The sequence below is a fragment of the Carnobacterium sp. CP1 genome (genome assembly GCF_001483965.1).
GTDB classification, from domain to species: domain Bacteria; phylum Bacillota; class Bacilli; order Lactobacillales; family Carnobacteriaceae; genus Carnobacterium_A; species Carnobacterium_A antarcticum.
On the sequence record NZ_CP010796.1, the window covers coordinates 2,394,262 to 2,420,275 of the forward strand.

The window sequence follows — 26,014 nt, forward strand, 5'->3', positions numbered from 1 at the left end:
AACCACTTTGCTTCTTCAAGTAAAATAATCAAAGTGTTATAAGATAACAGTTGATTTGTGGTATATTTAGTTGAGTAAAATCAAGAAAAGGAGTGAAGAAAATGTTTTTAGCATGGAAAGAAATGAACTATTCAAAAACACGATTTGCGTTGATTATTGGTGTCCTAGTTTTGGTCTCTTATTTGGTTTATTTTTTAGTGGGTTTAGCATATGGGCTAGCGCAAGATAACCGTACGAGTATAGACAAATGGGAAGCAGATGGAATTGTATTGACGGATGAGTCCAATACGAATATCAATATGTCGATGATGACATTGGAACAAGCTAAAGAAGTTTCTGGCGAAGAAATTGCTTTTTTAGGACAAGCTCCTAGTGTTGTCAGAAAAGCCGGAAAGACTGGTGAGGATGCTAAAATAAATGTCACGTTTTTTGGCATCGATGCTAATCAGTTCATTATGCCGGAAGTAATCGAAGGCGAAGCATTTAGCGGAAAAGATGAAGTCGTGGCTGACATTAGTTTGAAAGAAGAAGAAGGCATTGAAATAGGAGACGTCTTAGAGTTGGCTGGAAACGACAAAGAAGTAACCGTTGTAGGGTTTACGGAAAATGCTAAATTCAATGTAGCGCCGGTTTTGTATACGACTATACCGGCTTTCCAAGAAGTACGTTTTGAAGCAGTGGATGATTCTGACAACGGCCGTATCAGTGCAGTGGTCGTCCGTGGTGAAGCAGGTTCATTGGATAATATTCAAATCGACAATGACGAATTAGTAGCCTACCCTATTAAAGATTATATCAATAAAATACCAGGATATACTGCACAAGTTTTAACCTTTGGCTTGATGATCGGTTTCTTAGTCGTGATCGCAGCTGTAGTGATCGGCATTTTTATCTATGTCTTAACCCTGCAAAAAACAAGCATGTTTGGAGTGATGAAAGCTCAAGGGATTTCAACTCGCTACATATCTGCATCTGTCGTAGCGCAAACTTTCTTATTAGCAGCAGTGGGCGTGGGAATCGGTTTGATTTTAACTGTTTTGACAGCTTTAGTCTTGCCGGCAGCGGTACCTTATCGAACGAATGTCGTTTTTTTAGCGGGGATAACAATTTTGTTGGTTTTAGTAGCTGTGTTAGGTGCTCTGTTTTCAGTCAGAACAGTGGTCAATATTGATCCATTAGAAGCGATCGGTTAGGAGAGAAGAAGATGAAATTAATTGAATTAGTTGATGTAACGCGTACTTTTGGTGAAGGGCATACGAAAGTTGAAGCATTGAAAAAAACGAATTTTTCGGTTGAAGCGGGTGAGTTTGCAGCGATCATTGGGCCGAGCGGTTCAGGTAAGAGTACATTGTTAACGATCATCGGCGGATTGCAAACTCCTTCAGAAGGAAAAGTATTGATAAATAATCATAAATTTAGTGAGGTACCTGAAAAAGAACGAGCTGCTTTGCGGTTTAAAGAAATTGGATTTATTTTACAAGCTTCAAATTTAGTTCCGTTTCTAACTGTAGAAGATCAGCTGCGTTTGGTGAATAAAGTAAACAAAACTAAAATGGATACAACTAAAAGCGATGCTTTATTAGACGAACTTGGAATAAAAGAACTGAAAAAGAAATACCCAAGCGACTTATCAGGTGGAGAACGCCAACGGGCAGCGATCGCACGGGCAATTTACCATGGGCCGTCTGTTATTTTAGCAGATGAGCCGACAGCTAGCTTAGATTCCGAAAAAGCTTTTGAAGTAGTAAAAATTTTAGCCCGTGAAACCAAAGCACAAAAAAAAGCTACAATTATGGTCACACATGATGAACGGCTGATTGAACATTGTGATAGCGTGTATGTGATGAAAGATGGAATACTGACGAAAAAATAATAAAAAAATGAACAAACGAAAAAACATTTTTCGTTTGTTTATTTTTTTATCAAAAGGTTAACCTCACGCTATTAAAGAAAACAGAACATTGATTATTGAACACGCTTACTTTTTTTATTGGTGGTTTTTAGATGAGATTTAGATGAATATAACATTTGACTATTCTAATTTTAACAGGTATTATTCAGCTACAAATACATTTAAGGAGTGGGAAAACACTATGAGAAAAGAAACTAAATTGACATTCGCATCTGTTATGCCTGCTGCTCTTCTGACTAAAAGCGTCTTAATTTTAATTATGCCCTAGGATTCGAACTATTCAATTAGTTGAGTCCTAGTTTTCGTATCCTAGGGCTCGATCGATTCAGTTCGATAAACAAGCCCTTCATCTTTTTTGAAGGGCTTGTTTTTTTATTTTTAAAAATAAAAACGCGAAGTGGCAGAAGATGGTTGCGATTAATGCTAAAGGAGGAAAGTAAGCTAGCAAGAGAAAGAGAAGTAGAAGAAAAAGAAAGAGAAAATAACATAAAAAAGGGGAGAACAACAATGAAAAAGCAAAAAAATAGTGGAATGAGAAAATGGAGTATCTTGATGGGGTTAGCGGCATTCTTATTCTTGGCTGCTTGCGGCAATAACGCAGAGAAGGAAGGAGCACAAGTTAAAGCTGTATCTCAAGACATTCTCTACATAGGGATGACTAACCCGCCAGATAATTTCAGCCCGATAAATGCAGCTGGTGTATCTGCTCGGTGGGCACAGCGTTTCTTCTATGATGCTCTGTTGGATATGCCGGATGCCTTGACATTTACACCGAGATTGGCAGATAGCTTTGAAACAGAAGACAATCAAAACTATACGATCAAATTAAATCCAGATGCCAATTGGTCCGACGGTACACCCGTTACGGCAGAAGATGTTGTTTTCACTTACAACCTGATTGCGGATCCTGAAGTAGAAACAACACGCGGTGTAGCGGTAGCTTCATTGGAAGGCGTAACATCTTCTGGGAAACTGGAAGAAGGTCGAACAGAGATTCCCAATTTAGTCGCTGTAGACGATAAAACAGTCACATTAAAAACGGAAACGCCAGTTGATCCGAACTATTTAAAGGAATTTCTTGCTTATGGTATTTTCATTTTGCCGAAACACGTATGGGAAGATACCCCTAAAAGCGAATTGGCAAATGCTAGTTTCGTCACCCAACCTGAAGTAACGAGCGGGCCGTATACTTTTGTTGAATATGCAAAAGATTCACACATCGAGCTAACCGCTAACCCTGATTACTACCGTGGAGAACCTGAAATCAAAGAAGTCTTTTTGAAAATCATGAATGGAACCAACCTTGTAACTGAGCTCCAATCAGGTGGTTTGCATATGAATGCCAGTGGAGGCATCGGTGAAGTTCCCACACAAGAATTAAAAACAGTTGAAGCCATTGAAGGACTAGAAGTTAACGTGCAGCCAAGTTTAACGGTGCAAATGATGCCAATCAATACGGAAGTGTTTAAAGATAAATATATCCGCCAAGCATTAGCACATGCAATCAATCGAAATCAAATCGTGGAAAGTTTGTTAGGAGGACAAGGTGAAATCGTCGAAAGCATTTATACATCTGTTAGTCCATATAAAAACGAAGAACTAGAACCTATCGCCTATGATCCAGAATTGGCTAAAGAATTGATTACTAAATCAGACTTTGATATGAGCCAAGAAATAGAAATCGTTGTTCCGGTCGGCAACAAAGTCAGAGAACAATCGGCTGTTTTGATTCAACAAGACTTGGAAGCTGTAGGGTTTAAAGTCAAGCTGTCTAACTTTGATTTCCCGACTGTCATGGAAAAAGGCCGTTCAGGTGACTTTGATTTGATGATGTATGGATATGCATTGAATATTGATCCAGATGTAACCAATTACGTTGGTCCAGAAGGAGTTTCAAACTATTCCAATTATGAAAATCCTAAAAACACTGCATTACTAGAAGCGGGTCTAGCAGAAACCGATCCAGAAAAAAGAAAAGCTATCTATGATGAAGCACAAGAGATTTGGCAAGACGATATGTTTATCGTACCGCTTTATTCTGCATTGGATATCGTAGTGAAAAATGAAACCTTAAATGGTGGGATCACTGAGTTTTGGCCTGGTTCATTAACCGATGTCGAAGCTTGGACATTACAGCAAGAATAAAACGATACAAAAAAAGTTTGTTAGGTTTTGTGACACGTATCCCTTGGTGTTTTAAGGAAGCGAAGAATATTCGTTAAGGTTAGATTAAAATAAAGTTTGACATATCTAATCTTAGCGGGTAAACTTTAAAAAACATTTCAAAACGTTAAGAAATAGTTGGATTTTCATTTCCAACTAATGACGAGTTAGAAAACCTCACATACGGAAAATGCTTGGATACCTTAAACAGAATTAAAAAAGAAAAGAGGAGTTTGAATGGGATACAACGAATGGGAAAAAAGCTTAGCAAACAATTTTGATGAAACGGTTGCTTGGAGACGACACTTACACCGTTATCCAGAAATTTCTTTTCAAGAGACTGCTACGAGAACCTATATTTTTGACAGATTAACTGAATTTGGTTACGAAGACATCCGCACGAAAGTGGGCGGCGGAGGTCTCGTTACACGTTTAATAGGAGCACAACCGGGGCCTAAAATTGCTTTTCGAGCGGATTTCGATGCTTTACGCATCCAAGAGGAAACTCAGCTGCCTTTTGCTTCAGTCAATGATGGCGTTATGCATGCATGTGGTCATGATGGACATACTGCAATTCTTTTAAGTGTTGCAAAAGTCTTAAAACAATTTGAAGCAGAGTTAAAAGGCGAAGTCGTTTTTATTTTCCAACACGCGGAAGAGGTGTTGCCGGGCGGGGCAAAATCCATGATCGAGGATGGCGCTTTAACAGACGTCGATTATGTTTACGGTTTGCATTTGCGTTCGCCTTTGGAATACGGAAAAGTTCAATATTGCAGCGGCTTCTCGATGGCAGCAGCAGATTTTTTTGAAATTACGATTCAAGGAAAAGGCGGACACGGTTCAAGTCCGCATACGTCGATTGATCCAATTGTTGTCGGTTCTCATTTAGCCAATCAGCTGCAAACGCTCATTAGCCGAACGAAGAATCCAATGCAAGCAGGCGTCTTGACCATCTCGACTTTCCAAGCTGGCAGTGAAGCAAATAATGTCATTCCTGATACGGCTTATCTAAAAGGAACGGTTCGAACCTTTGAACCGACCTTGCGTAGTTTGCTGGAAGAGAAAATCAAGACAATGGCTGAACACATTTGTGCAGCATATGATGCGACATGTACCGTTACTTATACAAAAGGGTATCCTGCAGTTTACAATCATCCGGCTGAAACGGAAGTAATCAAAACAGTATTTACTGACAAATTTGGTGCTGAAACAGTTGAAACAACTCCGTTAAGGATGGGCGGCGAAGATTTCGCTTATTACCTTGAAAAGAAACCCGGTTCATTTTTCTTTGTCAATTCAGGTAATGCCGAGAAAGGCATCGTTTATCCGCATCACCATCCTAAATTTGATATTGATGAGCGGGCATTGCTAATGGGCGGAAAAGCATTTTTGACCATTGCAGAGCATTACTTGGCTGCTCAAACGGAAACAGCGATAAAGCATAAAACAGCCATTGAAGCAGCAGCAGAATAATTGCAACTTAATTTGTGAGGAGTGGATGGAATGAGTTATGAAAAATGGACAGAAGAACTAAAAGCGAATTTTGATGAAACCGTCGCTTGGAGACGGCACCTACATGAATACCCGGAACCGTCTTATGAAGAAAAGCAAACAGCGGCTTTTATTGTAGCGCAATTGCAGCAGATGGGAATTGAAGATATCCAAACAAATGTAGGCAATGGATATGGAATTGTTGCTAAAATTTATGGAGATCAACCAGGCCCGACGATTGCTTTTCGAGCAGACTTCGATGCTTTGCGAATCCATGAAGAAACGGATGTTCCTTTCCAGTCGAAAAATCCAGGCATCATGCATGCATGCGGACATGATGGACATACCGCTTCGCTCTTAAGTGTCGCAAAAGTTTTGAACAAAAATAAAGCCGATTTACATGGAAATGTAGTCTTGCTGCACCAAAACGCGGAAGAAGTCGTCCCAGGCGGAGCAAAGAGCATGATTGAAGCAGGTTGTTTGATGGGGGTCGATTATGTTTTCGGCATTCATGTCATGTCTGATTTAGAAGCAGGAAAAATTGCTTATTGTCAATCTTATGGTTCAGCCGGATCCGATTCTTTCCAAATGCAGATCCAAGGAAAAGGCGGACATGGTGCGGCTCCTCATACTACTGTTGATTCAGTTATGATCGGGACGCAAATCGTGACGACTTTGCAAACGCTGGTCAGCCGTCAAGTCGATCCTGTACAGCCTGCAGTATTAACTTTTTCAGGCTTTCAAGCAGGTGGGGAAGCCAATAACATTATTGCGGATAAAGCTGTATTGCGAGGTACGATTCGGACATTAAATCCAGAAATCCGCGATTTAATGGAAACGCAAGTCAAGCAAATGAGCCAAAGCATTGCTGCGGTTAATCAAGGGTCTGTTGAAATTCGCTACACTAGGGGATACCCATCCATTATGAATACGCCGCTGGAAACCAAACGATTGACGAAAGTGATGCAAGAAAAGTTTGGAGAAGCTGAAGTTTCTGAAGTTGAGTCAGGGATGGGCGGCGAAGATTTTGCTTATTACTTACAAGAAAAACCGGGTACATTCTTTTATGTAGGTGCTAAAAATGAAGCGATTGGGGCGAATTATCCTCATCATCATCCGAAGTTTAAAATTGATGAAACAGCATTATTGCGTTCTGGAGAAGCTTTTTTAGCTATTGCAGAGGATTACTTATTAAAGACAGCTGATTGAGCAATCAGAAACAAAAGGAGGTCCTTTTATGAAAAAATATATACTAAAAAGATTAATAATTGCTGTACCGGTATTGTTTATGGTATCCATTTTTTCTTTTATTATTATTAATCTGGCACCTGGAAATCCAGTTGACTTGTATGTTGCACCAGATGCAACGGCAGAGCAAATTGAAGCGACTAAAGCGGCATTGGGATTAGATCAGCCGCTGCCCGTTCAATACATTAAATGGATCACGAATTTGCTTCAAGGAAATTTGGGCTTTTCTTATTCGACTAGACAACCGGTGACGGCTATCCTTTTCAGCCGTGTATCGCCAACGCTCCAATTAATGGGCATTAGTTTGGTGGTCGGCTATTTGGTAGCTATTCCATTAGGGATTTATAGTGCTGTTAAAAAGAATACTTGGGTGGATTATCTGATTACAAGCAATTCTTTCTTAGGCGTATCTGTTCCAAACTTCTTTTTAGGTCTAGGATTGATCTATATTTTTTCACTGCAGTTAGCGTGGTTGCCAACTGGCGGGATGCAAGTTTTAGGCGGTGATGGAGGAGTATTGGAAAGAATCCAACACTTGATTTTACCAGTAATTGTCTTAGCAACGAGTATTTCGGGAAATATGATCCGGTATGTCCGTTCCAGTATGATCGACGTTTTGGGAGAAAACTATTTACGAACAGCAACTGCTAAAGGTCTGAAGGCAAGAGATATTTTAACGAAACACGGGCTTCGCAATGCATTGATTCCAATTATCACTATTATCGGGATGGATATTCCTAAGTTGATTGGAGGAGCTGTTGTCACCGAACAAATTTTTCAATGGCCAGGTCTAGGTCAACTAATGATCACTTCGATCAACTCCAGAGATTATCCGGTTCTAATGGCCATTACGCTGCTTTCAGCTGTTGCTGTTATGGTAGCTAATATCTCAACAGATATTCTCTATGCTGTTGTGGATCCAAGAATAAAATACGATTGAAAGGAGAGGAGAAAATGGCAGCAAATTTTAACCTAGTTTCGACAAAGAAAATGGAACAACTTGAACAAGAAGCAGAAGCACGGATGCTGGTATCTCAAGATGAAGGCTATCTCAAAACTATTGCTAAACGATTTATGCGGAACAAAGTAGCGATGGGCGGTCTGTTCGTTTTTGGTCTTGTAATTTTAATGGCTATTTTTGCACCTTTGATCGTAAATTACTCGCCCTATGAAACGACCGGTTTCTTTGAAACTGCTCCGAATAGCGACTTCTTGTTAGGGACAGATGAAGTAGGAAGAGATGTTTTTAGCCGTTTAATCTATGGTGCTCGTGTTTCCTTGATCGTGGGATTAGGATCAGTAGCGATTTATATCGCTATCGGGACAACTTTAGGGTTGATTTCCGGTTACTTTGGCGGCATGACGGATGCTTTTATCATGCGGCTCACAGAAGTATTTATGTCTTTTCCCTATTTTATGGTTATTTTAGTGTTAGTTAGTTTGGTTGGTCCCAGCATTTGGACAGTGACCATTGTATTAGGGTTACTCGGTTGGCCGACGGTGTGCCGGTTGGTCCGTGGAAGCGTGTTGTCGATCAAAGACACAGATTTTATTCAAGCAGCTGTTTCAGTGGGGTATTCGACTCCGCATATTTTATTTAAACAAATTTTGCCGAATGTACTTTCTCCAATTTTGGTTAACGCCACATTCGGGATCGCCAATTCGATTCTAACGGAAGCTTCACTCAGTTTCTTAGGAATGGGTGTCCGCCCGCCGACATCGAGCTGGGGAAATATGTTGTCAAATGCTCAATCGCTAACGGTTTTGGCTAATCAGCCTTGGCGCTGGGTTCCGCCCGGCATCATGATTTTACTCGCTGTTTTAGCAATCAACTTTATTGGAGACGGGCTTCGCGACGCTGTTGAAGGTGAAACGAAGTAAAAGCAGCAATTCAGATGCAACCAAAAGAAATGGGGATGAATATGAAAGAAGGTAAATTAGTAAATAAGTGGAAATTAGCGGTAGGGTATTTAATGATTCTGTCGGTGCTGGCAGCATGTGGTACAAATGTGGATTCTGAAAAAAAAGCTAACGCATCTAAGAAAGTACCCTCAGATATTCTTTATATGGGGCTGACCAATGCTCCCGATAGTTTCAATCCTTTAAACACTCCCGGCGTTTCTGGCCGTTGGACGCAACGTTTTTTCTATGATGGTTTATTAGAAATGCCTGAACCACTTACTTTTGAACCTGCATTGGCTGACAGCTTCGAAACAGAAGATAATCAACATTACACGATCAAATTAAACCAAAAAGCTGCTTGGACTGATGGAACGCCAATTACGGCGGATGATGTAGTTTTTACGTATAATTTGATTGCCGATCCAGAAGTGGAGTCGGTTCGTGGAATGGCGGTTTCTTCATTAGAAGGAACAAATGATGTTGGAAAACGTGAAGCCGGATTAACCGAACTGCCAAATTTGGTAGCTGTCGATGATAAGACCGTTACCTTAAAAACTAAAACTCCGGTGGATCCCAACTATTTAAAAGAAATCTTAGGCTTTGAAATTTTCATTGTACCGAAGCATATTTTAAAAGATATTCCCAAAAAAGAGTTAGCGAATGCTGATTTTGTAACGCAGCCGACGGTCACAAGCGGAAGCTACAAATTTGTTGATTATGCAAAAGACGATCACTTAGAATTGGTTGCCAATGAGGAGTATTACAAAGGTGCTCCAGAAATCAAACAGCTTTTTATTCGAATTATGAATGGTACCAATTTAGTGACTGAATTTCAGTCGGGAGGCATTCAAGCTAATGCCGGCGGCGGTATTGGAGTCGTTCCGATTCAAGATGTCGCTATTTTGAAAGAAATCGATGAACTAACAGTGGATACAAATCCAAGTTATTCCGAACAATTTGCGTTACTCAACAATGATGTTTTCGCAGATACTTCCATTCGGCAAGCGATCGCGCATGCTATCAATCGCCAACAAATTGTGGATAGTTTGTTGAAAGGCGAAGGAGAAGTTTTAGAAAGTGCCTATACATCGGCTAGTCCTTATAAAAACGAGGATTTAAAACCCACTCCGTATGATCCAGAAAAAGCTAAAGCATTCATTGCTGAATCCGATTTTGATATGAGCCAAGAAATCCGCTTAGTTGTTCCGATTGGCAATAAAGTTCGAGAACAATACGCGAATTTGATTGAACAAGATCTAAAAGCAGTGGGATTCAATGTGGTTCAAACCACCTATGATTTCCCAACAACCTTGGAACTTGCTCAAAAAGGCGAATACGACTTAATGCTGATGGGTTATGCATTTACCGTTGATCCGGATGTTTCAACGTATTTTGCTTCTCATGGTGCTTCTAATTATTCAAGCTATAACGATCCTGAAAGTGACGCTTTATTGGAAGCGGGTAAAAAAGCTACGACATTTGAAGAACGTAAAGAAATTTACAATGAATTTCAAGTCTTATGGCAAAAAGAAATGTATGTTCTGCCGCTGTATTCTGATAGTCAGTTTGCTGTGAAGCGGAATGAATTAACAGGAGGAGCGAAAGAATTTTGGGCAGGGTCTTTGTCTGACATATCCGAATGGACATTATCAGGCGCTCAATAAGAGCAGCTGCCAGTTTTAAAAAGACTTTAAAAATAATGAGAAGAGGTGGAGAGATGGGAAAAGAAAAGATACTGGAAGTCAAAGACTTAGCAATTTCGTTTAAAACATTTGAAGGAGAAGTGAGCGCCGTTCGTGGTGTGAACTTTGATTTGTACAAAGGAGAAACACTTGCGATCGTAGGAGAATCTGGATCTGGAAAATCCGTCTCCACAAAAGCGATCATGCGGTTATTGCCGCCGAAAAACACGCTGCTCAAAAGCGGGTCGATTCAATTCGGTGATCAAGATTTGTTGTCTATTTCCGATAAAGAAATGCAAAAGGTCAGAGGAAAAGAGATAGCAATGATTTTCCAGGACCCGATGACCTCGCTCAATCCAACGATGACGATTGGCAAACAAATTGCTGAACCGCTGATCGAACATCAAAAAATTGATGCAGCTGCAGCATCTGAGCGTGTGAAAGAATTGCTGCACTTAGTTGGGATCAAAGATGTAGAGAACCGAATGCATCATTATCCGCATCAATTTTCTGGCGGAATGCGTCAACGAGTCATGATTGCGATGGCTTTGGCTTGTAATCCGCAGGTTTTGATTGCTGATGAGCCGACCACTGCATTGGATGTGACTATTCAATCTCAAATTCTTGACTTAATGAATGAATTGAAAGAAAAAATCAATACATCCATTGTTTTTATCACACATGATTTAGGTGTTGTTGCCAATATGGCCGACCGTGTGGCGGTTATGTATGCTGGGAAAATCGTAGAAACCGGAACAGTGGATGAAATTTTTTATAATCCGCAACACCCATATACTTGGGGACTGTTGGCTTCGATGCCCACCTTAGATACTACAGAGACGGACTTGTATGCTATTCCGGGAAATCCGCCGAACTTATTGTACCCAACTATCGGCGATGCTTTTGCTCCGCGAAATGAATATGCATTAGAAATTGATTTCGAAGAAGAGCCAGCAGTTTTTCAAGTTTCACCGACTCATTTCGCCGCTACTTGGCTGTTGCATCCAGATGCACCAGCTGTAACGCCGCCGAATGAAATCGTGAGACGCAAAGAATTGTATGCTAAGTTGAAAAAACAGGAGGTGGGGTAGATGGCAGCAATACCTGAACGAAAGAAAATTCTTGAGATCAAAAATTTGCAGCAGTATTTTAATGCCAATAAAAAGAATGAAGTTCGTGCAGTAAACGATCTTTCTTTTCATCTGTATGAAGGCGAGACATTTGGGTTAGTTGGAGAATCCGGTTCAGGAAAATCGACCACCGGAAAAATGTTGTCTAAATTGCTAGATGCTACCGGCGGAGAAGTTCTTTTTGAAGGGAAAGAAATCAATAACATAAAAAACCGAAAACAACTGTTAGAATTTCGGAAATCCGTTCAAATGGTTTTTCAAGATCCATACGCTTCGCTAAACCCCAGAATGACTGTGATGGATACCATTGCTGGCGGCATTGATGTTTACGGCTTAGCAAAAAATAAAAAAGAACGCGCTGAGATGGTTTACGAGTTATTGGACTTGGTGGGTTTGAGCCGAGAGTATGCGACCCGCTATCCACGTGAATTTTCAGGCGGACAATGCCAACGTGTCGGGATTGCACGTGCTTTGGCTGTCAGTCCTAAATTTATTATTGCTGATGAAGCTATATCTGCGTTAGATGTTTCAATTCAAGCACAAGTCGTTAATTTGTTAAAGAAATTAAAACGCGAAAAAAATCTAACCTACCTGTTTATTGCTCATGATTTGTCGATGGTAAAATACATCAGCGATCGCATTGGGGTGATGAATAATGGTCGGATCTTAGAATTAGGTCCGGCAGACGACTTATACAACGCTCCGCTGCATCCATACACAGAATCATTGTTGTCGGCTATTCCTACTCCCGATCCGATTGAAGAACGAAAACGTTCGAGGATGGCTTATGATCCGACTTACCATGAATATGAGGATGAAACAAATGTCGGACTGCATGAAATTTCTCCAGAACACTATGTCTATTGCCATATCGATGAAATTCCATTTTTGAAAAAGAAACAGCAAAAAATGCAGCAGGCCTGATCTATTTAAAGGAAAAAGGGTAAGGAAAGCCAAAAAATAGCGGTATTGATGCAGCTGACGTTAACTGGTTTGCCTTTAAGTTCAATTGATCTAATTTGCCAAAGCTGACAGGAAGGAAGAGAAGCCGATGACGACCAAAGAAACCTTTAGAAAAATAGCTGATGAACGAATGGAAGAGTTTTATGATTATCTGCGCCTGCAATCTGTTTCGACCCAACATCGTCAAATCCCGGAAACAGTAGCATATGTGAAAAAAATGATTGAAAAAACAGGAGGAACGGTACAAGTGTTGGATGACTTAGGAGGACATCCAGTGGTCTATGGTTACTTTGAAGCCGCTTCAAATGGGAACGCTGCTAAAACATTGTTGTTTTACAACCATTATGATGTTCAACCTGAAGATCCGATCGGCGAATGGGAAACTGAGCCTTTTGAACCAACTGTTCGCGATGGTATTTTGTACGCTCGCGGAGTAGCTGATAATAAAGCCAATTTTATGGTTCGTCTGAATGCCCTCTCGGCTTTATTGGAAACAGAAGGCGGCTTGCCGTGTAATGTTAAATTCTTAATCGAAGGCGAAGAAGAAAATGGCAGTCCAAATTTACAAAAATACCTAGAAAAATATGCTGATTTATTTGCAGCTGATGCCTGTATTTGGGAGTTTGGCGGTAAAGATAAAGACGAACGTTTTGTGATTGAAGCCGGGGTTAAAGGCATTGCTTATTTTGATGTATCTGTTGAAAGTGCCAAAGTCGATATTCATTCTTCAATGGCAGCCGTGGTAGACAATGCGGCTTGGCGATTGGTCCAAGCTCTAGCAACGATGCGTACGGTTGACAATGAAATTGTGGTCAAAGGCTTTTATGATAATATCACGCCTCCTACTTCGCTGGAAAAGGAAATCGTCAGTCAACTGCCTTTTAATGAAGCGGCAACTAAAGATATTTATGGATTGACAGGCGATCTGATTACAAAAGATAAAGAAGTGACGCCTAGTGAAGCTCTGGTCTTTGAACCAACATTGACTATTAGCGGGTTAATGAGCGGCTATACAGATCCGGGTATCAAAACGGTTTTGCCAAAAGCTGCTGCTGCTAAAATTGATTGTCGGCTGGTGCCTGGTCAAGAACCAGAACATATTTACGAAGTTTTGCGTAAACATCTGGATGATCATGGTTTCCAAGATGTGAAACTAGAATTAATCAAAGGCATGCATGCTTTTCGTTCAGATATGACCGATTCATTTGTTGCGACTGTTACTGATTCAGCTCAAAAAGCTTATGGATCAGATACAGAAATCGTTCTTTCGCCGAACAGCGCTGGTTCAGGTCCGATGTACCACTTTTACCACTATTTAAAATTGCCGATATTAAGCAGCGGGGTCGGCTGGGGAAATTCCAGAGCACATGCACCAAACGAGTCCATTCGATTAGCGGATTATTACCAAGGAATAGAGCATATAGCTATCTTGCTGAATGATTTTGCTAAATAAAGAAGTTAGATACATAAGAAGGATACGGACAGAGTTGATTTAGATAACTTTGATCATATCCTTTTCTTATTTTATGTTGTGTATAGAAAATACTTTCTTCTATAAAAGAAGGACTAAAAAGAAGCAGTAACGATTAGTGAGTATAAATATACGTATGAAACAAGTTTTTATACACGGGAAACGAGGATTGATCGTTAAGGAAATCGCCTTTAAAAGAACATGAAAAACGTTCTGAGCAAGCTGTTAGTCTCGATATCGGAGGGCAGAGAAATTTGGAAATAACCATACAACTATGTCTTTTTTGTTTAGCATTTGTTTTATAAGTTGAAATTATTTTTAATAAACTGTTGACGGAAGTTTGAGAACCTGTTATATTAGTAGATGTTGCAGCGATACATCGCAGCAACGAGAAAAACAAATTTAAAAAAGTTGTTGACAAGCAAGTCAGCTTCTGGTAATATTTAGAAGTTGTCAAAACGGCAACAGCAACCAAATTAGACCTTTGAAAACTGAACAAAGCAAAACGAACCAAATGTGCAAGGTGGTTTAACCAAGGGTTAAACCAACAGAAACAAAGTGAATAATTATTCGCTAGCAATTCAATTAATGAGCTTCAAGCATCATTAAAAGGGTGAAGTCCTAACGGACGGAGCCAACTTTTATGAGAGTTTGATCCTGGCTCAGGACGAACGCTGGCGGCATGCCTAATACATGCAAGTCGAACGCTTCTTTTCTACCGGGTGCTTGCACCCACCAGAGAAGAAGAGTGGCGGACGGGTGAGTAACACGTGGGTAACCTGCCCATAAGTGGGGGATAACAGCCGGAAACGGCTGCTAATACCGCATAATTCCAGTGATCTCCTGATCGTTGGATGAAAGGTGGCTTCGGCTACCGCTTATGGATGGACCCGCGGCGTATTAGCTAGTTGGTGAGGTAATGGCTCACCAAGGCAATGATACGTAGCCGACCTGAGAGGGTGATCGGCCACACTGGGACTGAGACACGGCCCAGACTCCTACGGGAGGCAGCAGTAGGGAATCTTCCGCAATGGACGAAAGTCTGACGGAGCAATGCCGCGTGAGTGAAGAAGGTTTTCGGATCGTAAAACTCTGTTGTTAGAGAAGAACAAGGATGAGAGTAACTGCTCATCCCCTGACGGTATCTAACCAGAAAGCCACGGCTAACTACGTGCCAGCAGCCGCGGTAATACGTAGGTGGCAAGCGTTGTCCGGATTTATTGGGCGTAAAGCGAGCGCAGGCGGTTCTTTAAGTCTGATGTGAAAGCCCCCAGCTCAACTGGGGAAGGTCATTGGAAACTGGGGAACTTGAGTGCAGAAGAGGAGAGTGGAATTCCACGTGTAGCGGTGAAATGCGTAGATATGTGGAGGAACACCAGTGGCGAAGGCGACTCTCTGGTCTGTAACTGACGCTGAGGCTCGAAAGCGTGGGGAGCAAACAGGATTAGATACCCTGGTAGTCCACGCCGTAAACGATGAGTGCTAAGTGTTGGGGGGTTTCCGCCCCTCAGTGCTGCAGCTAACGCATTAAGCACTCCGCCTGGGGAGTACGGCCGCAAGGCTGAAACTCAAAGGAATTGACGGGGACCCGCACAAGCGGTGGAGCATGTGGTTTAATTCGAAGCAACGCGAAGAACCTTACCAGGTCTTGACATCCTTTGACCACTCTAGAGATAGAGATTTCCCTTCGGGGACAAAGTGACAGGTGGTGCATGGTTGTCGTCAGCTCGTGTCGTGAGATGTTGGGTTAAGTCCCGCAACGAGCGCAACCCTTATTACTAGTTGCCAGCATTCAGTTGGGCACTCTAGTGAGACTGCCGGTGATAAACCGGAGGAAGGTGGGGATGACGTCAAATCATCATGCCCCTTATGACCTGGGCTACACACGTGCTACAATGGATGGTACAACGAGTCGCAAGACCGCGAGGTCAAGCTAATCTCTTAAAGCCATTCTCAGTTCGGATTGCAGGCTGCAACTCGCCTGCATGAAGCCGGAATCGCTAGTAATCGCGGATCAGAACGCCGCGGTGAATACGTTCCCGGGTCTTGTACACACCGCCCGTCACACCACGAGAGTTTGTAACACCCGAAGTCGGTGAGGTAACCTGCAAAGGAGCCAGCCGCCTAAGGTGGGATAGATAATTGGGGTGAAGTCGTAACAAGGTAGCCGTATCGGAAGGTGCGGCTGGATCACCTCCTTTCTAAGGAATATTACGGAACCTCACACATTCGTTTTGGCTTTGTTCAGTTTTGAGAGGTCTAATCTTCTCAATGCATCAAAAATGTTGTTCTTTGAAAACTGGATAGTGTTTAACAATTGTAACAAAGTAAGAAACCAAGTAAAAACCGCGTTTTATTTTTTACGATTCGCATCAATTGATGTTGGATCGCTATTAACAACGACCATAGGTTAAGTTAATAAGGGCGCACGGTGGATGCCTTGGCACTAGGAGCCGATAAAGGACGGGACTAACGCCGATATGCTTTGGGGAGCTGTAAGTAAGCTGTGATCCAGAGATTTCCGAATGGGGAAACCCAGCACCTTTGATAGGGTGTTACTGCTGACTGAATACATAGGTCAGTAGAGGTAGACGCAGAGAACTGAAACATCTAAGTACCTGCAGGAAGAGAAAGAAAATTCGATTCCCTGAGTAGCGGCGAGCGAAACGGGAAAAGCCCAAACCAGAAAGCTTGCTTTCTGGGGTTGTAGGACTGAACACATAGAGTCATAAATGAACGGTGTAAGAGAAGCGACCTGGAAAGGTCCGCCAAAGAGGGTAAAAGCCCCGTAACTGAAACCCCGTTCACTCTGATCAGTATCCTGAGTACGGCGGAACACGAGAAATTCCGTCGGAATCCGGGAGGACCATCTCCCAAGGCTAAATACTCCCTAGTGACCGATAGTGAACCAGTACCGTGAGGGAAAGGTGAAAAGAACCCCGGAAGGGGAGTGAAACAGCACCTGAAACCGTGTGCTTACAAGTAGTTAGAGCCCGTTAATGGGTGATAGCGTGCCTTTTGTAGAATGAACCGGCGAGTTACGATCCCATGCGAGGTTAAGTCGATGAGACGGAGCCGTAGCGAAAGCGAGTCTGAATAGGGCGAATGAGTATGTGGTCGTAGACCCGAAACCAAGTGATCTACCCATGTCCAGGTTGAAGGTGCGGTAATACGCACTGGAGGACCGAACCCACGTATGTTGAAAAATGCGGGGATGAGGTGTGGGTAGCGGAGAAATTCCAATCGAACTTGGAGATAGCTGGTTCTCTCCGAAATAGCTTTAGGGCTAGCCTCGGAATAAGAATCATGGAGGTAGAGCAACTGTTTGGACTAGGGGCCCTTCTCGGGTTACCGAATTCAGATAAACTCCGAATGCCATTGATTTATATCCGGGAGTCAGACTACGAGTGATAAGATCCGTAGTCGAGAGGGAAACAGCCCAGACCACCAGCTAAGGTCCCAAAGTTTATGTTAAGTGGAAAAGGATGTGGGGTTGCTTAGACAACTAGGATGTTGGCTCAGAAGCAGCCATCATTTAAAGAGTGCGTAATAGCTCACTAGTCGAGTGACCCTGCGCCGAAAATTTACCGGGGCTAAACATAACACCGAAGCTGTGGATAGAACTTAGGTTCTATGGTAGGAGAGCGTTCTAAGGGCGTCGAAGCTAGACCGTGAGGACTGGTGGAGCGCTTAGAAGTGAGAATGCCGGTATGAGTAGCGAAAGACGGGTGAGAATCCCGTCCACCGAATGACTAAGGTTTCCTGGGGAAGGCTCGTCCTCCCAGGGTTAGTCGGGACCTAAGTCGAGGCCGATAGGCGTAGACGATGGATAACAGGTTGAGATTCCTGTACCCGTTTGTTTTGTTTGAGCAATGGAGGGACACAGTAGGCTAAGGAATACGCACTGTTGGATATGTGCGTCCAAGCAACAAGTCTTGAAGCGAGTCAAATGCTTGCTTCTCTAAGGACAAGTTGTGATGGGGAGGGAAATTAAGTACCGAAGTTCCCGATGTCACACTGTCAAGAAAAGCTTCTAGTGAGAAACAAACGGCCCGTACCGCAAACCGACACAGGTAGTCGAGGAGAGAATCCTAAGGTGTGCGAGTGAACTCTCGTTAAGGAACTCGGCAAAATGACCCCGTAACTTCGGGAGAAGGGGTGCTGACCATTTGGTCAGCCGCAGTGAATAGGCCCAAGCAACTGTTTATCAAAAACACAGGTCTCTGCTAAATCGAAAGATGACGTATAGGGGCTGACGCCTGCCCGGTGCTGGAAGGTTAAGAGGATGGGTTAGCTTTCGAGCGAAGCTCAGAATTGAAGCCCCAGTAAACGGCGGCCGTAACTATAACGGTCCTAAGGTAGCGAAATTCCTTGTCGGGTAAGTTCCGACCCGCACGAAAGGCGTAATGATTTGGGCACTGTCTCAACGAGAGACTCGGTGAAATTATAGTACCTGTGAAGATGCAGGTTACCCGCGACAGGACGGAAAGACCCCATGGAGCTTTACTGCAGTTTGATATTGAGTGTTTGTACAGCTTGTACAGGATAGGTAGGAGCCGATGAAACCAGGACGCTAGTCTTGGTGGAGGCGTTGGTGGGATACTACCCTTGCTGTATGACCACTCTAACCCACAGCCATGATCTGGCTGGGAGACAGTGTCTGACGGGCAGTTTGACTGGGGCGGTCGCCTCCTAAAGAGTAACGGAGGCGCCCAAAGGTTCCCTCAGAATGGTTGGAAATCATTCGTAGAGTGTAAAGGCAGAAGGGAGCTTGACTGCGAGACCTACAAGTCGAGCAGGGACGAAAGTCGGGCTTAGTGATCCGGTGGTTCCGCATGGAAGGGCCATCGCTCAACGGATAAAAGCTACCCTGGGGATAACAGGCTTATCTCCCCCAAGAGTCCACATCGACGGGGAGGTTTGGCACCTCGATGTCGGCTCATCGCATCCTGGGGCTGTAGTCGGTCCCAAGGGTTGGGCTGTTCGCCCATTAAAGCGGTACGCGAGCTGGGTTCAGAACGTCGTGAGACAGTTCGGTCCCTATCCGTCGCGGGCGCAGGAAATTTGAGAGGAGCTGTCCTTAGTACGAGAGGACCGGGATGGACACACCGCTGGTGTACCAGTTGTTCTGCCAAGAGCATCGCTGGGTAGCTATGTGTGGACGGGATAAACGCTGAAAGCATCTAAGCGTGAAGCCCCCCTCAAGATGAGATTTCCCATCACGTAAGTGAGTAAGACCCCTGAGAGATGATCAGGTAGATAGGTTGGAAGTGGAAGTACAGCGATGTATGGAGCGGACCAATACTAATCGGTCGAGGACTTAACCAATTTTTTAAACGGTGTCTTGGTTTCGACACGATGTTGCAAGAGAAAAACACTATCCAGTTTTGAGAGAACACCGTTCTCTTGATGAACCAATGTGCGGTGGTGACGGCAAGAAGGTCACACCTGTTCCCATGCCGAACACAGCAGTTAAGCTTCTTAGCGCCGATGGTAGTGAAGGGTTTCCCTTTGTGAGAGTAGGACGCTGCCGCGCAATCTAAAAGGTACCATCTTCGGATGGTGCCTTTTTTTCATGGTTTTTTGTGCTAGAAAAACCGAGAGATTGAAAATCGAACTAATATACTTTTAGAAAGCGGTAGACTATAATCTAGAAGAAGGGGTGATTAAAATGAAATTAATAAAAAACTTGCAGCAGACATTTCAAGGATTGCTTCATGCCGGCAGTCGTTATCCTTTAACGGTTTTGTTTCTTGCAGCTGTTTTAGGAGTAAATGCCATCTCAATTCAGCAAGAACAGGAAAATTATACGAGATACCTTTTTACATTTTTAATTGGAGCGCTTCTTAGCGGGGTTGCTCAACATGTCTATGAAAGGTTTTCTAAAAAGCAAAGCGATCGTTTTTTATTGATGGGCGGGGCTATCCTGTTATCCATTGGCTATTATTTTATTATTCGAACAACAGCAGAGTATAGTTTAGAAATAAGTATAAAAACAGGTGTGGCAGCTTTTGCTTTGATATTTGCTTTTATCTGGGTTCCGACGATTAAGAAAAAACTGTCTTTTAATGAAAGTTTCATGTCTGCATTCAAAGCTTTTTTTATTACGATTCTCTTTACAGTCATTATAGCTATTGGTGTCAGTTCGATTTTATTTGCTATTGATCGGCTGCTCTTTTCAGTAGATTATAAAGCGACGCTTCATTTGTTAAATGTTGTTTTTTCTTTGTTTGCGCCCTTATACTTTTTATCTTTCACACCTCCTTACGTAGATATGGAAAAGAACGACATTGCCAAAGAAGATACACTAGCAAAAAAAGAACAAGTTCGGCAAGCGGTAAGCTGTCCTAGAAACTTGGAAATTTTACTTTCATATGTAGTTATTCCTTTAACGGTGATTTATACAGCTATTCTGTTAGCCTATATCGTTTTAAACATAGGCAGCAGTTTTTGGACGGATAATTTATTAGAGCCGCTATTGGTCTCTTATGCGGTCACTGTGATTCTCGTTTATATCTTGGCAAGTACCATTGAAAATAAATTTGCAGTCGTATTTAGAAAAATATTTCCGAAAGTATTGATCCCGATTGTTTTGTTTCAAACAATTGCTTCTATCTTGAAAATTCGTGAAATGGGTATCACACAAGGACGTTACTATGTAATTCTTTTTGGGGTATTTGCTACGATTGCAGGACTAGTTTTTAGTTTCTTGCCTGTCAGAAAAAATGGCCTAGTAGCTGCCGTATTGATTGTTTTTTGTTTCATCTCGATTATTCCGCCGATTGATGCTTTTACGGTAAGCCGTGTGAACCAAACGCATTTGTTAGAAGATGTGCTTGTAAAAAATAAAATGCTTGAAAACAATGAAGTTATCCCTAATCCTTCTATTTCTGAAAAAGATAAAGTGCGCGTTACAGAAACATTCGATTATCTGGAAAGAATGGATTATGTGAAAGACGTTGAGTGGTTGCCTAGTGACGCTGCAACTTATCAACAATTTGAAACGACTTTTGGTTTTGCAAAAGAGTATGAAAACCAAAATAGCTTTCAGAGCGGCCAATATGTTAGCCTAGATTGGGATAATGGCTTAAACTTATCTGTCGAAGGCTATGATCAATTGATTCGTTTGAAACTGTATGGTTCTCAAGCTGGTTCATCAGAAGAAGGCGTCATCTCGTTTGAGAAAGACGGGTCAGCATATACACTAATGCAACAGCTTAAAGACGATGGCTACTATAGTCTTAGTTTAACGGACGAGGAAGACAAAGAACTTATTCAAATAGATATGAAAGAGATTTTTGATGAAATATTGACAGACGAAAATGTTCAAAAAGGAACATTGACGATGGATGAAGCGACTATTGTGAAGGAAAATAAGCGAGCTAAAGTAAAGATACTTGTTGAATCTATGGATGCTTATGAAGACCAATATGGCGGAAGCTTTTATCTTTTCGTTGAAATCAAGTAAAAGGATATTAAAAAAGAGAGTTCATTTGGGGTTAACTAAACTCAAATGAACTTTTCCTTTTATTGAAAAATAGATTAAAATCATTGTATTAGCCAATTTAATGAATATTTTTTTAATAACAGATAGTAAGAATAGGAGAAAGAGATAAGAGTTTAGTTCATCAAAAACGAAACTTTTGTATTCAAATCAAGCATGGTAAACTAGAAAGGTTGGAAGAATCATTCAAGTAAAGATAGACAAGTTTAGTTAAACTAAGGATATGAGATAAAGGAGCGGTTATTTTGCGCATATTACATACAGCTGACTGGCATATTGGAAAAATCGTTAATGAAGTTTCCATGTTAGACGACCAAGAATTTTTTCTGAACCAATTAATTGAACAGTTAAAGGTTTTAAAAGTTGATGCTTTAATTATGGCAGGCGATTTATACGACCGTGCTTTTCCGCCAAAAGAAGCAGTGGCCTTGGTGAATTCGGTGTTGACGAGATTGATCCATGAAGTAAAAATTCCGGTATTCGTCATTGCAGGCAATCATGACAGCAATGAACGAGTTGAATATGGAGCTAGCTTGTTGGAGTCCAGTCAGCTTTATATAGAAGGAACCGTTAAAGAGACTACTCGGAAGGTTACGATTCAGGATACAAATTTCTATTTGCTTCCATTTGCAGATCATGTTTACATCCGCGAACTGTTAAAAGACGATACGATCAAAAATATCGAAGATGCGACTCGCATCCAAATTGAGAAAATCAAAGAAACAATGGATCCCAATGAAACTAATGTATTGATAGCTCATGGGTATGTCATCAATTTCAATAATGATACTTCTGAAACGACGGATTCAGAGCGACCATTGAGCATTGGAACGGCAGAATACGTCAACGTTGAACTGTTTGAGGACTTTGATTATGTAGCTTTAGGGCATTTACATAAGCCGCAAAAGGTTAAACACGAAAGGATTCGTTACAGCGGTTCAATCTTAAAGTATTCTAAATCAGAAGCGATCCAAAAGAAACAAGTCTCTTTGGTGACGCTTGAAAAAGGCAAAGTAGAAATCGAACCGATTTATTTAGAGACGAAACACGATATGCGTATTGTTAAAGGGTTGTTTCACGATTTGATGACACAAAAATCTGAAGATTATGTATTTTTTGAATTGGAAGACGAGGATTTCGTGATGGATGCGATGAATCAGTTGCGCAGACGCTTTCCAAATGCAATGGGCTTGGAGTATGCAGCCAGAAAAGAACAAAATGAAACTCATTTAACGCATAATCAAGCCAGTTTGCAAGAAACACCTTTGCAAGATCTATTTGGTGATTTCTATCAACAGTATAAACAAAAAGAATTGGATGCTGATCGAAAAGAAATCGTTGAACAACTCTTACATCAGATTGGAAAGGAAGAGTAACATGAGACCCTTAAAATTAGTTATGAACGCTTTTGGTCCTTATAAAGGTAAGGTAGAAATTGATTTCACCCAATTTAACCAAAAAACGCTTTTTTTAGTAAGCGGACCAACGGGTGCTGGGAAAACAACGATTTTTGATGCCATTGCCTATGCTTTATATGATGATGCCAGTGGAACAAGCCGCGGAAAAGATACGTTCAAATCCCAATTTGCATCGGATGAAGTCCTCTGTTATGTCGAATTGGAATTCGAACTAGCGGGCAAAAAGTATTACATCAAACGTACGCCTGCTCAAATGGGGCCTGGGAAACACAGAATTAAAAAATACAGTCCGGAAGTTGAATTGATTCATGGCACTAATGTAACCACTAAAATAAATGAAGCGAACAAAGAAATTCAAGATTTGCTGTCGCTCTCTTATGAGCAATTTAAACAAATCGTGATGCTGCCGCAAGGCGAATTCAAAAAAATGCTGGAATCCAATAGTGCAGATAAAGAAAAAATCTTTCGTAATATTTTTCAAACGGATACCATCAAAACGTTTCAATTGGATTTAAAAGAAGAAGCTCGTCGCTTAAAGTCAGAAGTCGAACAAAGCGATAAAATGATGGAACAATTTGTGGGCATGATCCAACCCCAAGAAAACGAGTCATTGGCTGAAGCGATCCAGTTATTGGACATCAAATACCTATTAACAGAATTAGAAATGGCATTGGATACTTATCGAGATAAAATGCAACAATATACGTCTGAAATGGATCAATTGCGTAAAAAAATGCATGACAATCAAGAGAGAGTGGAATGGTTAACAGAACTGGCTCAGTTAGAACAAACAAAAAATGAGTTGGAAGCTTTAAAAACAGCTGTGAATCAAAAACGAACAACCTTAGCATTGAATGAAAAAGCGCAAAAGCTGGCTGATTTAAAAGAACAACAACAGCAAGAAGCGACGGATAAGACAGCAATATACCAGCATTTAGAGGCGGATAAACAAGCGTTAAGAGAAACACGACAGGCGCTTAAAGAAAATAAAAAAGATTTTGCAGCGGTTGAAAAAAAGTATGTTCTTTTACCTGAAAAAAGAGAAGCCGTCAATCAATTGGAACAGGAAGAACGAACCATAAAAACAATTAAAACAAAAGAAAACCAGATAAAGGGTTTTGAAGAAGACAATCAGCATCATGAAACTGATATTGAAAAACAAGCAGCAACATTAATTGATTATAAAAAACAAGTAGAACAGATAAAGAATCTGTTAACAGAAAGCTACCAAGCTAGAACGGATTTATTGGAAAAACAAAAAAGCGCAAATGAATTGCAGGAAAAAAATAATGCATTGTCATCCAAGCAAAAGAGTGTAACGGTGTTAGCTCAAACAGTAGAACAAAAAGAAACGAAGTTGGCCTTGTTTAAAGAAACGGAAGCTGCTTACCAAGCGATTGAAGAAGACTACAAGCAGCAACGTTTGGCCTACAATCGAAATATCGCAGGAATGCTGGCTGATGAGTTAGAAGCAGATTCTGCTTGTCCAGTTTGCGGTTCAATGGAACATCCTCATACAGCGGTTTTGACGGAAGATATAGTCTCCCAAGAACAATTAGAGGCATTTGAAGAAGAAAAAAACCAGAATTATCAAGCTTACAACTCTGCTTCCAATGAAGTCCGCCATTTAAACGAGCGTATCCAAGAGTATGAACAATTATTGGAATTGCATGCTAGTGAAGCAGGGGGAGCATTGAACCAGCTGCAAGAAGAATTAACAGCATTAGCTGACGAAAGAACGAAACTTGCCATTGATATCGAGCAACTAGAACAATTAGCGGGGCAGGAAAAGGATCTTCAACATCAACTAGAAGAAATTCAACAAGCCGAACGCCGATTGGAGTCTGTTATCCAAGAATTGAGCTCAGTTTGTCAAAATAACTGCAAAAGAATCCAGGAAACAAAAGAAGAAATTCAGGAATTACGGCTTCAACTGACATATGAAGAGCTCGAACAAGTACAAGCAACTAAACGGCAGTTGATCGATGAATTGCAGCAAATCGAAGCAGCTTATAAAAAACACCAAGATAAAAAAATCGCATTAGAAAAATCAGAAACGCAGTACCAGACCAGTACACTTTCTTTAGAAGCTCAACACGAACGACTGGTTGTTCGATATGAAGAAGCAACGGCTGAATTTGAAAAGCAGTTAAAAGCAGCTAATTTAAATGAGGCTTTTGAAGAGCATTTGATTGATGCTGAACAAGCAAAGACTTTAACAGAAGAAGTTGCTGCTTATGATCAAAAAGTCTGGGTCAACCGTGTAAACTATCAAAAGCAGAAAGAAAAATTAGCAGCAAGCGATAGTCGAACCATTGAAGACTATCAGTTAGAAAACCAAGAAAAACAAAAAGAACTGGCAAATTTGGCAGAAAGATATCAAGAATTAGTCGGAACTGTAAAAAATTATGAAACGGCCAGTGGAGAAATCAGCAAAAATTATGAGGCTAAACAAGCACAATTAGAAAATTATCGTCTGTACAGTGAATTAGCCGAATTAGCCAATGGTTCGAAAGAGACAGACTACGTATCATTTGAACGATATGTATTGGCGATTTATTTTGAAGAAATCATTCTTGCTGCAAATTTGCGCTTCACACAAATGACGAACAATCGATATTCTTTACTGAGACGTGAGGAAAAAGTCAAAGGAACAGGCGCAAAAGGATTGGATTTGGATGTTTTTGATAATTATACAGGAAAAACAAGAAGTGTCCGGACTCTATCTGGCGGTGAAAGTTTTAAAGCATCTTTAGCACTAGCTTTGGGATTAAGTGATGTCATTCAAAATCATAGCGGCGGAGTCAGTGTTGATACTTTGTTTATTGATGAAGGCTTTGGGACATTAGATTCTGATTCCTTAGATAGCGCGATCGAAACGTTGTTTGAATTAAACCAAAGAGGCAGACTGGTCGGCATTATTTCTCATGTTGAAGAGTTGAAGATGCGTATACCGGTTCATATCGATGTAACCAAAACTTCGCAAGGAAGCCAAGTCAAAGTGAAAATGTAACACCATAAAAAACCGAAAAATGAATAAATATGATTGTATTGAGCGACTGCAAATAAGCGAGCTCAATGCAGTCATATTTTCATTTATGATCATTTCTTATTTGAATAAAAATTCAAA

General features: G+C 41.3%; 14 protein-coding genes and 3 rRNA genes. All 17 read left to right on the forward strand.

Annotated elements, in window-relative coordinates; translation table 11 throughout:
* The first annotated feature begins 101 nt into the window (after window positions 1-101).
* The 17 genes from NY10_RS11400 to NY10_RS11480 all read left to right on the forward strand — a co-directional run bounded on the left by NY10_RS11400 (window position 102) and on the right by NY10_RS11480 (window position 25,897).
* Window positions 102-1,193: an ABC transporter permease gene (locus NY10_RS11400; protein ID WP_058920044.1), complete on the forward strand. Its 1,092-nt coding sequence runs from the start codon at window positions 102-104 to the stop codon at window positions 1,191-1,193.
* Window positions 1,194-1,204: 11 nt separating this feature from the next.
* Window positions 1,205-1,873 (forward strand): ABC transporter ATP-binding protein, encoded by a 669-nt coding sequence (locus tag NY10_RS11405; RefSeq protein ID WP_058920045.1) that lies wholly within the window; start codon window positions 1,205-1,207, stop codon window positions 1,871-1,873.
* Between the two features lie 546 nt (window positions 1,874-2,419).
* Window positions 2,420-4,057, forward strand: coding sequence for an ABC transporter substrate-binding protein (locus NY10_RS11410; RefSeq protein ID WP_197408966.1), 1,638 nt, complete (start codon window positions 2,420-2,422; stop codon window positions 4,055-4,057).
* Window positions 4,058-4,312: 255 nt separating this feature from the next.
* Entirely contained in the window at window positions 4,313-5,548 is a 1,236-nt protein-coding gene (locus NY10_RS11415; RefSeq protein WP_058920047.1) for a M20 metallopeptidase family protein, read from the forward strand.
* Window positions 5,549-5,578: 30 nt separating this feature from the next.
* Window positions 5,579-6,775, forward strand: a complete 1,197-nt coding sequence (locus tag NY10_RS11420; protein WP_058920048.1) for an amidohydrolase — start codon at window positions 5,579-5,581, stop codon at window positions 6,773-6,775.
* 28 nt (window positions 6,776-6,803) lie between these two features.
* Window positions 6,804-7,754 carry an ABC transporter permease gene (locus NY10_RS11425; protein ID WP_058920049.1) on the forward strand — a complete coding sequence of 317 codons (951 nt, stop codon included), beginning with the start codon at window positions 6,804-6,806 and terminating at the stop codon, window positions 7,752-7,754.
* 14 nt (window positions 7,755-7,768) lie between these two features.
* Window positions 7,769-8,695 carry an oligopeptide ABC transporter permease gene (gene opp4C, locus NY10_RS11430; protein ID WP_058920050.1) on the forward strand — a complete coding sequence of 309 codons (927 nt, stop codon included), beginning with the start codon at window positions 7,769-7,771 and terminating at the stop codon, window positions 8,693-8,695.
* Window positions 8,696-8,709: 14 nt separating this feature from the next.
* Window positions 8,710-10,380, forward strand: a complete 1,671-nt coding sequence (locus tag NY10_RS11435) for an ABC transporter substrate-binding protein (RefSeq protein ID WP_058920051.1) — start codon at window positions 8,710-8,712, stop codon at window positions 10,378-10,380.
* Window positions 10,381-10,433: 53 nt separating this feature from the next.
* On the forward strand, window positions 10,434-11,489 hold the full coding sequence (locus tag NY10_RS11440) for an ABC transporter ATP-binding protein (protein WP_058920052.1): 1,056 nt from the start codon (window positions 10,434-10,436) through the stop codon (window positions 11,487-11,489).
* Window positions 11,490-12,452, forward strand: a complete 963-nt coding sequence (locus NY10_RS11445; protein ID WP_058920053.1) for an ABC transporter ATP-binding protein — start codon at window positions 11,490-11,492, stop codon at window positions 12,450-12,452.
* A 127-nt stretch (window positions 12,453-12,579) separates the two neighbouring features.
* A complete protein-coding gene (locus NY10_RS11450; protein WP_058920054.1) occupies window positions 12,580-13,944 on the forward strand; it encodes a M20/M25/M40 family metallo-hydrolase in 1,365 nt (454 codons plus the stop codon).
* Between the two features lie 657 nt (window positions 13,945-14,601).
* Window positions 14,602-16,163: ribosomal RNA gene (locus NY10_RS11455) — 16S ribosomal RNA — on the forward strand.
* 207 nt (window positions 16,164-16,370) lie between these two features.
* Window positions 16,371-19,290, forward strand: a 23S ribosomal RNA gene (locus NY10_RS11460).
* Window positions 19,291-19,382: 92 nt separating this feature from the next.
* Window positions 19,383-19,498 (forward strand): 5S ribosomal RNA (gene rrf / locus NY10_RS11465).
* Together the 16S, 23S and 5S rRNA genes form the textbook arrangement of a ribosomal RNA operon.
* A 135-nt stretch (window positions 19,499-19,633) precedes the next feature.
* Window positions 19,634-21,430 (forward strand): DUF4153 domain-containing protein, encoded by a 1,797-nt coding sequence (locus NY10_RS11470; RefSeq protein WP_058920055.1) that lies wholly within the window; start codon window positions 19,634-19,636, stop codon window positions 21,428-21,430.
* A gap of 281 nt (window positions 21,431-21,711) precedes the next feature.
* Window positions 21,712-22,842, forward strand: a complete 1,131-nt coding sequence (locus NY10_RS11475; protein ID WP_058920056.1) for an exonuclease SbcCD subunit D — start codon at window positions 21,712-21,714, stop codon at window positions 22,840-22,842.
* Between the two features lies 1 nt (window position 22,843).
* Window positions 22,844-25,897, forward strand: a complete 3,054-nt coding sequence (locus NY10_RS11480) for an AAA family ATPase (RefSeq protein ID WP_058920057.1) — start codon at window positions 22,844-22,846, stop codon at window positions 25,895-25,897.
* Window positions 25,898-26,014: the final 117 nt, after the last annotated feature.